The organism is Lactobacillus sp. CBA3606 (genome assembly GCF_002970935.1).
In the GTDB taxonomy this organism is placed as follows: domain Bacteria; phylum Bacillota; class Bacilli; order Lactobacillales; family Lactobacillaceae; genus Lactiplantibacillus.
Genome location: NZ_CP027194.1, coordinates 2,182,236 through 2,196,047, shown reverse-complemented (window position 1 = coordinate 2,196,047; position 13,812 = coordinate 2,182,236). Strand labels below are relative to the sequence as shown.

11 protein-coding genes are annotated in these 13,812 nt (G+C 41.8%); 2 read left to right on the top strand and 9 right to left on the bottom strand.

What is annotated here, in order from left to right; genetic code table 11:
* Positions 1–13: 13 nt before the first annotated feature.
* Positions 14–1,741 carry a phospho-sugar mutase gene (locus C5Z26_RS10645; protein ID WP_105449925.1) on the bottom strand — a complete coding sequence of 576 codons (1,728 nt, stop codon included), beginning with the start codon at positions 1,739–1,741 and terminating at the stop codon, positions 14–16.
* 194 nt (positions 1,742–1,935) lie between these two features.
* Here C5Z26_RS10645 and C5Z26_RS10640 point away from each other — a divergent pair, with 194 nt between their 5' ends.
* Complete coding sequence (locus C5Z26_RS10640) at positions 1,936–2,388, top strand: DUF3290 domain-containing protein (RefSeq protein WP_105449924.1); 453 nt, start codon at positions 1,936–1,938, stop codon at positions 2,386–2,388.
* Positions 2,388–3,020 (top strand): DUF421 domain-containing protein, encoded by a 633-nt coding sequence (locus C5Z26_RS10635; RefSeq protein WP_105449923.1) that lies wholly within the window; start codon positions 2,388–2,390, stop codon positions 3,018–3,020. The genes C5Z26_RS10640 and C5Z26_RS10635 overlap by 1 nt, the downstream gene beginning before the upstream one ends.
* A 50-nt stretch (positions 3,021–3,070) precedes the next feature.
* Here C5Z26_RS10635 and C5Z26_RS10630 read toward each other — a convergent pair whose 3' ends face one another.
* From C5Z26_RS10630 to wsfD, 8 genes are all read right to left on the bottom strand, one after another.
* Positions 3,071–3,736 (bottom strand): EAL domain-containing protein, encoded by a 666-nt coding sequence (locus C5Z26_RS10630; RefSeq protein WP_105449922.1) that lies wholly within the window; start codon positions 3,734–3,736, stop codon positions 3,071–3,073.
* A gap of 194 nt (positions 3,737–3,930) precedes the next feature.
* Positions 3,931–5,187 carry an ISL3 family transposase gene (locus C5Z26_RS10625; RefSeq protein WP_105449921.1) on the bottom strand — a complete coding sequence of 419 codons (1,257 nt, stop codon included), beginning with the start codon at positions 5,185–5,187 and terminating at the stop codon, positions 3,931–3,933.
* A gap of 302 nt (positions 5,188–5,489) precedes the next feature.
* Positions 5,490–6,428 carry a thioredoxin-disulfide reductase gene (gene trxB / locus C5Z26_RS10620; RefSeq protein ID WP_105449920.1) on the bottom strand — a complete coding sequence of 313 codons (939 nt, stop codon included), beginning with the start codon at positions 6,426–6,428 and terminating at the stop codon, positions 5,490–5,492.
* A 107-nt stretch (positions 6,429–6,535) separates the two neighbouring features.
* Entirely contained in the window at positions 6,536–7,387 is an 852-nt protein-coding gene (locus tag C5Z26_RS10615; protein WP_105449919.1) for a GGDEF domain-containing protein, read from the bottom strand.
* The gene (locus C5Z26_RS10610) at positions 7,380–9,527 is read right to left on the bottom strand and encodes a cellulose biosynthesis cyclic di-GMP-binding regulatory protein BcsB (RefSeq protein WP_105449918.1); all 2,148 of its coding nucleotides are present in this window, start codon (positions 9,525–9,527) and stop codon (positions 7,380–7,382) included. The genes C5Z26_RS10615 and C5Z26_RS10610 overlap by 8 nt, the downstream gene beginning before the upstream one ends.
* Positions 9,466–10,713, bottom strand: a complete 1,248-nt coding sequence (locus tag C5Z26_RS10605; RefSeq protein WP_105449917.1) for a glycosyltransferase family 2 protein — start codon at positions 10,711–10,713, stop codon at positions 9,466–9,468. The genes C5Z26_RS10610 and C5Z26_RS10605 overlap by 62 nt, the downstream gene beginning before the upstream one ends.
* A gap of 22 nt (positions 10,714–10,735) precedes the next feature.
* Positions 10,736–12,304, bottom strand: a complete 1,569-nt coding sequence (locus C5Z26_RS10600) for a hypothetical protein (protein WP_105449916.1) — start codon at positions 12,302–12,304, stop codon at positions 10,736–10,738.
* Between the two features lie 4 nt (positions 12,305–12,308).
* A complete protein-coding gene (gene wsfD, locus C5Z26_RS10595) occupies positions 12,309–13,802 on the bottom strand; it encodes a glycan biosynthesis hexose transferase WsfD (RefSeq protein ID WP_370447973.1) in 1,494 nt (497 codons plus the stop codon).
* Positions 13,803–13,812 lie beyond the last annotated feature (10 nt).

Genomic DNA, 13,812 nt, shown 5'->3' with positions numbered 1-13,812 from the left:
ATTCAGTAATCCCTTAAGCTTTAATAAAAGCCTGAATCGCTTGATCAAATTGTTCTAACTTCGTATTAGCAGCATCCAAAGAATCCCCTAAGGTCCCAATATAAAACTTAATCTTAGGTTCAGTCCCAGAAGGCCGGATGGCAATCCAAGTACCATCCGCTAACTTATACTTCAAAACATTCGCCGTTGGTAACGCAATTGGCGCCGTTTTGCCAGTCGCAAAGGTTTCAACTTGTGATTGGAAGTCTTCCGTTGAAACAACTTCATAGCCCGCAAATTCAACAGGGGCCTCTTCACGGAACTTAGTCATGAGAGCCGCAATCTTGTCACTACCGCCTACACCATCGAATTCTTCTGAAGTCGTCTTTTCACGGAAATACCCGTACTCAGCAAACAAGTCTTGCAACCCATTATACAAGTTCTTGCCTTGACGTTTGTAGTAAGCTGCTACTTCGGCCAATAATACTGTGGTTTGAATGGCATCTTTATCATGAACAAATGGCTTGATTAAATAACCATAGCTTTCTTCAAAACCAAACATAAAGGTGTGTTCCCCAGTCGCTTCAAAGTGTTCGATTTGTTCTGCAATGTATTTAAAACCAGTTAAGACATTAACCATGTCGACATGATATGATGCCGCAACCTTCGTTGCAAATTCACTTGAAACAATCGACTTCACCGCAGCAGCATTCGCTGGCAACGTGCCAGCATCTTTATTGGCTTGTAAGATGTAATGTAACAAGACCGCCGCAATTTGGTTACCCGTCAATAACACGTAGTCACCATTGGGCTGACGCACTGCCGTCCCTAACCGGTCAGCATCAGGATCGACCGCAATTAAAACATCGGCGCCTTCCTTTTTCCCTAATTCAATCGCCATCTTAAAAGCAGATGGAAATTCAGGATTAGGAAACTTGACCGTTGGAAATTCGGGATCAGCAATGGCTTGTTCCTTAACAATGCTAAAGTTTTTAAAGCCTGCATTGCGGAGGGCTTTTTCACCCAACATCTGGCCAGTCCCATGTAATGGCGTGAACACAAGCTTCATGTCCTTCCCCACTTCATCCACTAGCTTTTGGTTAATGGTAATCTTCTTAACTTCAGCCAAGTAATCTTGATCCACATCATCACCAATCATCGTCATGGTATGATCAGCCAACAATTGCGTTTCATCAGCCACGTCAATAGCGAATAAATCAGTAGCTTTGCGAATATATGATGTGATTAAATCAGATTCCTTCGGTGGCATTTGACCACCATCTTCACCATAGATCTTATAACCATTATATTGTTTTGGATTATGGCTAGCTGTAATCATAATCCCAGCATAAGTCTTTAAGTGGCGCACAGTATACGATAATTCAGGTGTTGGTCGTAACCCTTCAAAGACAAATGATTTAATACCATGTGCCCCTAAAACATGCGCCGCTTCATGCGCAAAATCGGTCGAATGATGGCGTGAATCAAAGCTGATTGCCACACCACGGTCTTTAACCTCAGCTGGTAGCGTATCCATGAACCGCGCCAGCCCTTCCGTTGCTTGACGGACTGTATAGATATTCATGCGATTAATCCCAGGGCCGAGAATACCACGCATCCCGGCTGTTCCAAATTCCATTGGCTGATAAAAGGCATCTTCTAACGTCGCTTCATCGCCTGCTAAATTCGTTAATTCTGCTTTTAGGCTTGGTTCGAGTGTTGCCTGTTGCTTCCAAGTTGAATATGTTTCTTTCCAACTCAAGTGACCATCCCCAATTCATATAATTGTTAGTGCTTACAAAAATAGTATACAACATGTGACCCCTTTACAAGTTAAAAATCATGATAAATCTGCGTTTGCCTTGCAATTTATGCTGCTAGCACCACTATTGCCATTATTATTTCAGTCTCTTTTACTTGAAAAATTGGTATAATTAAGCTCATAAGGGGGCTATCATGACTTTTTATTCATACACTTATTTAACGCAACAAAACAGTAACCACACGCTAATCCAACTGGCAGTAATTAGTATTATTATTTTAATTATCGGTCTAGTTAGTTGGCTCTGGTATCGGCATCAAACCGACTTAAAGTATCGTGATTTATTTATTATCATGGTTTTATTATTATTCTTGCTGATTGGCATTCAATTTAATGAATGGCAGACGTTACAATCTAATTCATCCCAAAAGTCGCAAGTCACTCAGATTATGCAACGGGTGGCACAAAAACACCACGTCTCGCGCCACAAGATCTGGTCAAATACTGCCACCGTCAATAGTGGCATGTTAATTATAGTGAATAAAACCATTTATAACGTGACGATTAATCCCGATGGAAATAGCTATACCTTAACCAAAGCCACCCCAATTAATCCGCAAATCACTTACGTTAAGGGGGACCAATAATGTTTTCATACTGGGATGTGCCCATTAAGTTAGGCCTAGGCTTATTAACTATCATTCTTCAAATTAATCTATCCGGGAAAAGTAACCTCGCCCCTATCAGTGCGCTCGATCAGGTTCAAAACTATGTACTGGGTGCCATCGTTGGTGGGATGATTTATAGCACGAGTGTCACTGTCCTTCAATATATCTTAGTGCTGTTAATCTGGACGTTACTCGTCTTAGTCCTCCGATTTTTGACCCATCATAATCGCTATATTAAAACCTTGATTGACGGTCAACCACAACTCTTAATTAAAAATGGTGAGCTGATGGTCGCAACCGCCCTAAAAAACGGGTTGAGTGCTAATGACTTAACCTTCCGTTTGCGTACTGAGGGCATTACCGACATCCGTTACGTTAAACGTGCGATTCTCGAACAGAACGGTCAATTAACAATTACGCAAGTTGGTGACGATGCCATCAAATATCCTTTAATTGTCGATGGTCAGCTAAATACGGATGCCTTAGAGAGTAGCAATCATGATTTAGCTTGGCTACAAGCGCAACTTGATGCCAAACATTACACCCTAAGCGATATTTATTTAGGCACTTATACGAATAAACAACTCTTATTATTTCCCTATCAACATTAAAGAAACGCACTAACCATGGCAATGACCCTGATACCACGGTTAGTGCGTTTTTAACGATTAAATGTCGCGGGTAACTGTGGCTTGGCAAACAAATACCCTTGTCCCCTTGTGATCCGCAAGTGATGTGCCAATTGCAAGTCAGCAGCCGTTTCAATCCCTTCAAAGGTAAACAGCATTTGCTCGGCTTCCGCTTTTTCAAACCAAAAACGGAGCTCTGAAATTGCTGTTTTCAAATTGGTCTGACCATTTTGACGGCTATTTTGCAATGCAAACTTAATCGTGTTGGCATACGGTAACATGGGGGCAATGTCTGCCAACAAATTATCCGAGCCCACATCGTCAAACGCAATTAGCACCCCTGCCGAGCGATAATCTCGGCTCATAGCTTTTAATACCGCTAAATCCGGCGTGCTGACTAATTCAATGGTTAATTGGCGTGGCAATAAATTTTCAGTTACATACGCATTCAAGTCACGTTGCATGACCGGATCGGCAAATTGTTTTTGGGTCAGGTTAATTGAAACATTGTGGTACTTTAATTCCTTAACAGCCACATCCAACAACTGGATAACCGCCGCTGGAGTGAGCTCAAAATCAGTTGGAATTCCCCAATTTTGGTGCGCCTCATGCCATTGTCGTAATAATAATTCATACAAAATAGTCTGGTTCGTCAGGACATTTTTAATGGGTTGGGCAAAATATTTATACGTTGGCATGGTTGCCTCCTTCACTGTGAGTTAAGGGTCTAATCGTAATCGCTTTCAGTGTTGCTGATTATAGCGAATTACCGCCCTGAGGGCAACTAAAATGCGACCAACAAAATCACGCAAAAAAATAGTCATGGCAAGAATTTGGGTTCTCTGTCAACTGTTGTTGGTAATCTTTTTATTGGTGCTTAGCCGCGCAACAGCTAAGCACCTTTTTTTAATGCGAACATTAAATGTATACGCAATCTGAAATTATTGAAATTTCCAAAACCATAGGCGGTATGTTTTAAAACTTTGATTTTGTTATTTGTCCCTTCCAAAGGACCATTTGAATATTGATATCTAAGTGCGTTCTCAATCGACTCTTGGCTATCTCGTAGTTTCAAAAAATGTTTCTCCATTTCCTCTGGAAATTGATTACTAGCATCGAGAACCTGTCTTAAACGGGGTAAATCTCGATATTTGACGGCGCTTCTGAGTGTATGCAAGGCGTCATAGGCTCGTTTTAAATCTGGATCAAATTCCAGCATCTCTTCAACAATTTGATTTTGGGTATGGCGTCCGGCAATAAAGGAATAGTGCCTATAGTTCTTGATATCAAGTTTCTCGTTAGGTTTTAAGAGTAGTTTCCAATATCTCTTTAGTGCTTTATATTTAATATTTGATTTAGCAAATTGTTTCATGACGCGAATACGAGTTTGATTAAAGCCTACCACCGCCGATTTCACGATGTGCAACCGGTCAGTAACGATTATGGCCTCTGGAAATACTGACACTAGCTCAGGGTACGTATAATTCATATCCGTTACAATAACTTTGACACCCATTCGGGCTGCTTTCGTATAACGGTTAAAGTATTTTTCAAGACTAGCAAGTGTTCTCGATTCTAAGATATCTATAAATTGATGAGTTTCTCCATCCATAAAGACGAAACTCATCGAACCATTGGCATCTTTGGTTGACTTGATTTCATCCATACAAATGACACTTGGCAACCAATCATAATGGGTCAATAAATCACGTTCGTAGGTCTTTAACATTGAGACAACTGTACTACTTGAAATATTCAATTCGTGAGCAATGTGTGTCATGGTCACCGGTTCACTCAGCTTCTCTAAGCAAGCGATACGAACATTATTAGAGATTGTATGATTCCGTTGCGTTAAACTGGTTGCTGCTAAAAAATAGCTGTTGCACACTTTACACTTAAAGTTCCGTTTCTTTAGATGCAGTAAAACGTCTCGCTCACTGCTCCTAAGTAGCTTAACTTTTACTTGCCGCCAGCCATAACGAATGATGCTTTTTCTGTTGAGCACGCCGCACTTTGGACACGCTTTTGGACGATAGTCCAAAACTGCTTGAACCTCGATTGGTCCTTTTTCTTGAATGTTATTGATAATAGTTACTTTTTTGATGTTTTGGTCTTTAATTCCCAATAAAAATTTAGTATCCTTACTCATAGGGGTATAGTCGCTTCTTTCTCTTGAAATGTGGTAGTGGATAGATATATAAGTCTGCCGACTATATCTCTTTTTCTGCACTTTTTTAATATACTACAAATAAAATACATACAAAAATATCCGCTGCCAGTAATCAAGTTTTCACTCAATTACCAACAACAGATATTTTAGAACCAGAATTTGTGACTTCCTGCCGTGACTATTTGTCATCAGTCATCTCGAAACATGTCCTAAAAGTCCGTTTGTTCCGAGTTTATATTAATGCTCGCAAACTAGCAGACTTTTAAACTGACACTCGTGACCTAATTTTTAACTTTATCACCGAGAGCTGTAATGTATGAATAGACTTGTTGTCCAGCCGTACCGCCTTCACCGACAGCGGTAGCAACTTGCCGCAAATCTTTTTTACGTACATCGCCTACAGCAAAGATTCCAGGAACTTTGGTTTCCATATGGTCAGTCGTTTCGATCCAACCATTTTCATCCGTAATACCTAGATTACTAAAAGGCTTGGTAATTGGGTTAATCCCAACATAAATAAAGACCCCATCAACCGCAATTTCGCTATTTTCACCCGTTTGATTATTAGTTACTTTCACACCAGTGACCTTTTTCCCATCACCAACAATTTCCGTGACGTTGCTGTTCCAGACAAAGTTCATCTTTTCATTTGCAAAGGCCCGGTCTTGTAAAATTTGTTGTGCTCGTAATTGATCACGCCGATGAATAACAGTCACTTTATCAGCTAATTGCGTTAGGTAACTGCCTTCTTCAATGGCAGAATCACCGCCACCAATGACGACCACGTGCTTGTTACGGAAGAATGCCCCATCACAAACGGCACAGTACGAAACACCCCGGCCACCATAGGTATCTTCGCCAGGTACCCCAAGCTTGCGGTACTCTGATCCCGTGCCAATGACGATTGCTTTAGTTTCAAACGTGTCCGAATCCGTTTTGACCACTTTAATGTCGCCTTGATCTTCAACAGATTCAACACTACCATAAGCATATTCTGCGCCAAATTGCGTTGAGGATTCATACATTTCCTTAGCCAAATCTGGCCCTAAAATTGATTTAAAACCCGGGTAGTTTTCAATTGCGGCGGTATTATTCATTTGTCCACCATAAATCCCACGATCTAATAGTAATACTGATAAATTGGCCCGTGAGGCATATAAGGCCGCTGTCATCCCAGCAGGACCAGCACCAATAATAATCACGTCGTAACGCTTTGCCATTTCTAAAACCCCTTCCACTTAACTAATCTACGTGGCTAAATATACCCCCAAAAATCCAGTTTGTCGACTAAGTTGTTTGTACACAACTGAAAAACGTGACCGTACCGTTACACATCGTATTCAGTTTCTTTAATCCCTGTGTTCATTAAATCATAGGGACTCTTCATTTTTTCCGGGTCCCAACTAGCAATCCCCACGACTAACAAAATTTCTAACGAACTCAAACTAACTGAAGCTTGTAGGCCCTTGTCAAAACTCGTTTTAATTCGATTAGCAGCAATCTTTGACCCTGCAACATCTGAAAATAATAAAATCGCCCAAGTTGGATTCTCTTGATCCAATGAATACGTAATGTCATTATCGCGAGTCGCGCCGGTAATTGTATCGGAAGTCAATCGCAATAGATCTGAAAATTGTTGATCACTCATCATCCGTTTGATTTCGTTGAAGTAACGAATTCGGACAATCACCGTCGTCACTGGTAATTGGAACCGGCGATTCGTTTCTGTAAATACTTGAGCATCTTGAATATACGCCACCGTCGTCCGTAAATCCGTTCGTTCATCGAATGCCCCACGCTGCATAATATCGCCCCGTAATTTGGCATTGGCCGCTTGTAAGGCCGCTAACCGCCGGGTCATCGCATAAAACGTCGCCGATAAAAGTAACGGCATGATTAACCAAAAAATCATAATCATTGGTATTTCAGCTTGATGGGTTGCATTAATATAAATCATCACCACTGCTTGCGCAAAGATAAATAAAAGGTTGGCAACCAATCCAGTAACCGCTCCAAAAAAATACGTCATTAAAATCATAAAGACCGTCAACCCTAAATAGATCGTATTGAGGGTTAGATTGGCGGTTAAGGTCATTAACACTGCGGTTACACTAAACAAGGCTAAGAATAATAATAAATAGACGTCTGCAAACACGGCAGCCCGTTGATCATCATTCATGGTGCGACCCCCTTCGTACGGTTAACCCATGCTTCCGTAAAATCAAAAAGGCAGCTAACCCAATCAAAATAAGCCCAACTAACGCGATTCCCAAATAAACGACTAACTGTGAATTCTTTGACAGCACCGTTTTGGCAGTGACATTGTCAGCCGTCACCGACTTATGTTTCTTAAACCGATAATTATAATGATTATTATCATGGTCAACCACAATTGCGTCACCTGAATACTGGGCAATGTTACGTTGGTAGTTGAGTTGTGTCGACGCACGGTACACATCACTCGATTGCTTGGCGGTAACCACTAACAAGCCTGTCTTGGCATTATATGGTGACCGCAATAGCTGGGCAGTCCCAATATTTTCACCATACGTGCGTTCAATGCTTAACTTTTCATTAGATACAAATCCTTGCTGGCCTTTACCGTATTTAAAGTACAACTTATGATTGAGTCGCTTAATGAATTCATTTTGAGTTGGCGTGCCAAAGGCAATCACCTGACTCGTTTTCAAGACTGACTGACTTGGCTGATGGGTGTAAAACCGGACACTACCAGTGTTACTTTGCGCATAATTACCAATCAAATTAAAAATATTCGATAACGTCTGATAATCATAACTGGTTAATGTCTTCGGTCGTACCACGACCACATTGTTGAACGTGTCATTTTTCAAAAACAAGTTCGGGTAATTCGTAAATAACACATCCGTCACTGGCTTCGACTTAATCATCGCTTTAGAATCAGTTTCGATAGTTGCCCATGGGGTTTGCGTATTATCTGAACTACGCTGATCTGCCATTTCCAAATCAAATCCAACTCGAATTGTAAAGCTATGGCCTAATGCTTGGCCTTTTGGCAACGTTACCGTCAGGCTGTCATCATCCGCACGGGCCGCACTGAGCTTCTTACTGCCTAACGGGCTGCCGTTCAAATAAACGGTTGCCAAGGCTCGCTTAAAGTTTAAATTCTTCGAATATCGAAAATGAATGCGGATTTTAGACCCATCCGCATTCGTGCGATCAACCGGTAAATTAACAAAATAAGTGCTGGACTGATGTTTAGCACCCGTCAATTGATCCGCAGTCGTCGTTAACTGATAACTCCCGTCATATTGCAACTCCGATGTTACCGTGGCGGTTTGATCATCCACATATTCGGTTGCTGCTTCGGTTTCTTGCATCAGTTCCTGATTCGCAATAAAGCGACTCGCTTGCTTCAAGTGTTGTCCCGTTAAGGCGGTCACAATTAGATAGTGCTTGCCACCAGTGTAGACAGTCTTAATCACCGCTCGGTTTTTCAATTGTGCCCGAGTCAGCTTAGCTTTGAATTGTGCTGGCAAATGATCATACGTCGCCAATACCAATTGATAGTCAGCCGCTTTGGCCGTGGCATTATCGGCGGTTGTCACTTGAATCTGCGATGTTTCAGTCGCAATTGTTCGCGCTTCGCCAGATAAGGCATACATCGCCGCCGTTAATTCCGCATTACTAGCTTGCTTGGGCACCGTAATAACAGAGTTCTCATTAGCAATCGTGTCCGTCCCTGAAAAGTGGGCATAAAATGACTTGATGGCTGTCGTTGGCGCTTTTAATTGATATTGAAAGTTGACAGTCGCGCCATCATAAATAGTTAACCAATTAGCCGGCGTTTGCGCCAACTGATAGTCTTTTTGACCAGCTTGATTCAAGATTTGCCCACTAATTTTCAGTTGATTTTCACCCTGTAATAGTCGTAATGGCACCGTGATCGACTTGGTCTGTAACCCAGTCTTCTTTTCAGGCCGGAAAGAATAAAATTTAGTGCCATTTAATGAAACGGTTAGGTCTGATGTTGCGCGATTCGCCAACTGTGAGATTTGAAAATTAAGGTTAATGGTCGCTTTTTTAACGTCCCAATAATCCATTTTTATAAAGTACATGTTTGCTTCAACGGACGTCCCCGACAGCGTCGTGGTCGTATTCTGAAATGCTTGGGTATAAGTTAAATCGGTCGACTTTTTAGCAGCAGTCGCCGTTAAAGTTGGTGCTAACAGCACGCTGCTACTGAGCGCCACCATCAAGAGTAGTCCGATGACCCATTTACTGATACCGTTTGGTTTTGTACCATTTTGCTTGTTGATGAAAAACTTGCTCACGAACATATCCCACCATCCCATAGGTTGCTACGGCTAACCACATCTGACTATAAACAAGATACATAAAGATAATGATCATCAAATTAGCAAACGTCATTTCGCCTTTTTCCGTTGTAATCGTCACAAAGGTACTGATCACAAAAGTGAGCACTGCCATTAACCATAACCCATTACTAAAACCGACTAAATCAGAATGTGCGACCCCTGCAACTGATAACACAAACATCGTATCTGATAAAATTAATGACGTCATTAATAAGAAATAAATTGATAAGAAGTAAAGTAAATCAAACCGAATCGGTCGGCCGGTTTTAGTAAACAATAATTTAGCATTTTTTAGAATCACATAAATATTGCCTTTCACCCAGCGAGTCCGCTGATGAAACCAGACATCTAACGTTTGCGGTTCTTGCTCCCAAGTCACGGCTAAGGGCTGAAACCGGATACGGTAACCCATCCGATAAATACGAAAGCTGATTTCAGTATCTTCGGCTAACGCTTTCACATCCCAGCCACCAATTTTTTCTAGAATATCACGCCGGATGACGTAATTCGTCCCAGGAATCGTACATAACTTGAATAACTTTTCTCGTCCCGCCTGTGCCATCCATTGAAATGAGAGCGTTTCAATGTTAATAAATCGTGTTAACAAGGACGCATTCTTATTACGCGTGCGAAATTTACCAATCACCGCCGCCAGCTGTGGATCACCCATTAATTCTGCCACCAGATAGCGTAACGCACTGACTTGTGGCGTGTTATCCGCATCATAAATGGAAATCAACGACCCACGAGCCTGTTTTAAGCCGATGTTCAACGCATTCGACTTACCCTTCCCGCCAGTAATCTGATCCGTATTAATCACTTTTAGATGCCTTTTAGGATACAATCGCTGGGTTTGAGCCAATAATTCCGCTGAATTATCGTCTGAATTATCATTTATAATAATGATCTCGTAGCGATCATGTGGGTAATCAAAATTCAACAAGGCTTGGAGTGTTTTGACAATCACGATGCCCTCGTTATGCGCAGGCACCATAATCGAAACAAAAGGAACCTCAGCCGGTAGTTCTGGCGCTGGTTGCCGATTTTTTTGTAAGTAATTAGCATAACCGGCAATCGTTAAAATGACATTGATGACTAAAATTCCCCAAATGGCCACAATCGCGACAAATAAAAATCCATCTAACATAGTCAACCTTTAGCCTTTCCTACTAACGTTTAAACATATTCAAATAAATCTTCCGACCAAACCAAATGAAGCCAATAAAAATCACGAAAGTAATCCCGAAAAAGATTAACAAAACACTCCCTTGAACTTTAAAGAACCGATTCATCCAACTCTCAGCCGGTTTGACTGGCGCCAACGTCTTTGTCCGCGTGGCACTGGCTGCAATCGTAGTCTGAGTGCCATTCAAGAAGTACGCCCCTTGCCGGTACTCAAAAGTGGCGGTACCACTGGTGATTTTCGTCTGCCAACCTTGCGTCACCGGATTAAACCATTGATACGGTAACTGCTGAATCCGCCGCTCTAACGTTCGTAAACTACGGGAACTATTTGGCATCGTAACCGTTATCGCCGTTGGTATGGCAAAATCAACGGCTAGTTTTCCTAAATCCGATCCACTAGTAACCGTAGCCAAGGACGTTGCATCCAAGCCATACAGGCTTTGTTTAAAGTGAGTCGCCTGATTATCTTGTTTAGCATACGTTAAATTCGCCGGATTCGGCAAAAATAAAACATGCGAGGCCTTTTTCAAAGCGTATTGACGATAAACAGCATCTTGATTCCAATAAATCGATGTACTGATACCAACCGGGAAAACCTGGTTCTGTGCTAATTGAACCAACTCATCATCCATTAATTGACTCAGACTGCCACCACTGCTGGCAGTCACCCCACCGACCGTTGGTGTCTTTAAGAAAACTACCCCACCACGGTTTTCAACTAATCGTAATACTTTTGCAAAACGTTGAAACGCTTTGAAGTGACCATTTTCACTCACACTAGTGGTACTAACCGCAAAAGGAATGCCTTGTTCATAAAGGGTCTGACTCAAGTGCGCTAATAAGGTCAGATTAGAATACGGCGTGACTTTCGTAATCGTCAGCAACGGTTGATAATGACCACGGTGGCCAAACAATTGGGCCATCATTTGCGCTGCCACCACAAAACTATAGCCACGTGTGGCTAAATACGGTAAGTAACCCTGATGATTCACAATGGTTCCATACGAATAGGTACGCGCCGTGACCGCTTGGGTTTTCAAAACACCAACTGACTGAGCTTCTTTCGGTAACTTGGTTAACACAGTCATCGTCTCACTAAACGGGAGGAGCTGATGAATTGTACCCGCTGAATTCTGTAACGTAAATTGCTGATGATATAATTTTACAGGCTGAGCACCTAAGTCTCGGGCTTCGGTCGCCGTTAGATTGCGACCAATGTGTAGCTTGGTCCCTTTAAATTGTTGGCGATCATGTGTAAACGCAGCATTATTTAAATCCGTCTGCGGCCAATTAATCATCGTCACCACGCCTTGATAAGCCTGCAACTGACCAGCCTGATAATCCGCTGCTGCAACTGTTTTAACGTCAATATTTAGTCCCGCTAAAATCCGTTGGACCGTCGCAATTTTATTTTCACCATGAGTGGCCCTATTTTGAGAATCATAAACCAATAAAACTTTCGTTGCAGCATGGACCGTTGGACGCACTAGACCAAATCCCAACAACACGCCTAGCACTAGCAACCCCCATCGCCAACCTCTTAGTTTGTGCATACGGTTACGTCCCTTCATGATAAGCGTGCCACAACCGATGATTTAAAATATCCGATACAACTAGCAAGAAAATCAAATCAATGCTGACCGGTACCATAAAAATGTGTTTTGCCAGGTCCGCATCGCCATCACCAACAATTGAAATAATCGGGACAAAAATAAAAATCGTCAGGTACCCTAAAACGAGAAAGAAACGGAGCACCCCTTCACTGGCATGAGCTTTCAAATCATTATAAAAGCCCACGGCATATACCATTGCTAAAGCCACGGCTAATAAACAATTAAAAGCATATTTTTGCGGGAAGAAGGCGCCCGCAATTGAACTAAATCCCGTAAAGAAAGTGACCTGTTTGCCAGCCGGCGCGCCCGAGGCTTTAGTATAATCACCAACCGCCTTGACCTGCGTAATCATGGCATCTGCCGCCGTTAAGTCTAACAACTTGCCAAACTGTGGCAAATGCTTCGCATAATATGTTGCAATCCAACTAAAATTATACTTAGTCAGTAAATTTTTCTTCACATACTTTCCAGAAGCATCAATCGGTGCAAACTGCTTTGCATAATAATCTTGATCTTTCATGAGGGCATATTGCTCATCAATACCGCTTTTGCGCAAATCGGTACTTGGGTCGCCAGTTTGGGTCAACACCCCATGTGAAAAAGCCTGGTACTGATTAATCTGCGTAAAACTTGACCCAATCAACTTATACGTCAGCACCCCAACCACGAGCAAGCCAGCCATACCAGCAAAAATAATTAGGCGTTGTGCTTTAAAGTTTGGTAAAAATAATAACCCTAATGCAACAACCACATAACTTAATGCTAACGGCGCATTTTGTGACTTACTCGAAATTAGTAACATGGTGCTCACACCGAACAGCAGTAATAGTGGCCAACGACGGCGATAACGGTGCCGGGCTAATAAAAGCACCGCTGCAAACGAATATAACGTCATGCTTAACATTTGCGGTTCGGCAAAAAACGAATTGAAATACAAGGTAAACGACGAATCCCCGAACACAAACACAACTAAGCCAGCAATTAAATAATTACGTGGTCGTTTAGCCGGATAAGTCAGTGCATCTGTTAATAAATAAATACTACCCAAATAAAAGCCAGTATTCACTAAACCCATAAAGCGAATATCAAAGACTGTTTGGCTATAAAATAATTTATTTAAGCCAATCGCTAGCTTCACAAATAATGGTTGCGACGAAAAGTTAACTGATTGATAGTCATTATAATATTTCATCAATCCAAATTTCTGCGTGACGAAGTCAAAATAACTATAATGCGTCCCTAAAAGTTTATAGATACCGTTACTATACATGGCGCGGTAATAGTCCCCATTATCTGCTAACCCATTAATTGGTGGCATAAAATTAATATAACTAGCCAAAATCGCACAAATTAGCATTGCTAATAGTGGCGGTGGCAGTATTTTTTGGAAAACCTTGCCGGCCTTAATCAGCCCTCGCTTTAACTTAGTCACATTCATTACCTCTCAG

What these genes read in the sequence shown, in the direction of transcription:
- C5Z26_RS10640 (WP_105449924.1), top strand. Translation starts at nt 1,936, where the DNA reads ATGACTTTTTATTCATACACTTATTTAACGCAACAAAACAGTAACCAC.
- C5Z26_RS10635 (WP_105449923.1), top strand. Translation starts at nt 2,388, where the DNA reads ATGTTTTCATACTGGGATGTGCCCATTAAGTTAGGCCTAGGCTTATTA.
- C5Z26_RS10630 (WP_105449922.1), bottom strand. Translation starts at nt 3,736, where the DNA reads ATGCCAACGTATAAATATTTTGCCCAACCCATTAAAAATGTCCTGACG.
- C5Z26_RS10625 (WP_105449921.1), bottom strand. Translation starts at nt 5,187, where the DNA reads ATGAGTAAGGATACTAAATTTTTATTGGGAATTAAAGACCAAAACATC.
- trxB (WP_105449920.1), bottom strand. Translation starts at nt 6,428, where the DNA reads ATGGCAAAGCGTTACGACGTGATTATTATTGGTGCTGGTCCTGCTGGG.
- C5Z26_RS10615 (WP_105449919.1), bottom strand. Translation starts at nt 7,387, where the DNA reads ATGAATGATGATCAACGGGCTGCCGTGTTTGCAGACGTCTATTTATTA.
- C5Z26_RS10610 (WP_105449918.1), bottom strand. Translation starts at nt 9,527, where the DNA reads ATGTTCGTGAGCAAGTTTTTCATCAACAAGCAAAATGGTACAAAACCA.
- C5Z26_RS10605 (WP_105449917.1), bottom strand. Translation starts at nt 10,713, where the DNA reads ATGTTAGATGGATTTTTATTTGTCGCGATTGTGGCCATTTGGGGAATT.
- C5Z26_RS10600 (WP_105449916.1), bottom strand. Translation starts at nt 12,304, where the DNA reads ATGCACAAACTAAGAGGTTGGCGATGGGGGTTGCTAGTGCTAGGCGTG.
- wsfD (WP_370447973.1), bottom strand. Translation starts at nt 13,802, where the DNA reads ATGAATGTGACTAAGTTAAAGCGAGGGCTGATTAAGGCCGGCAAGGTT.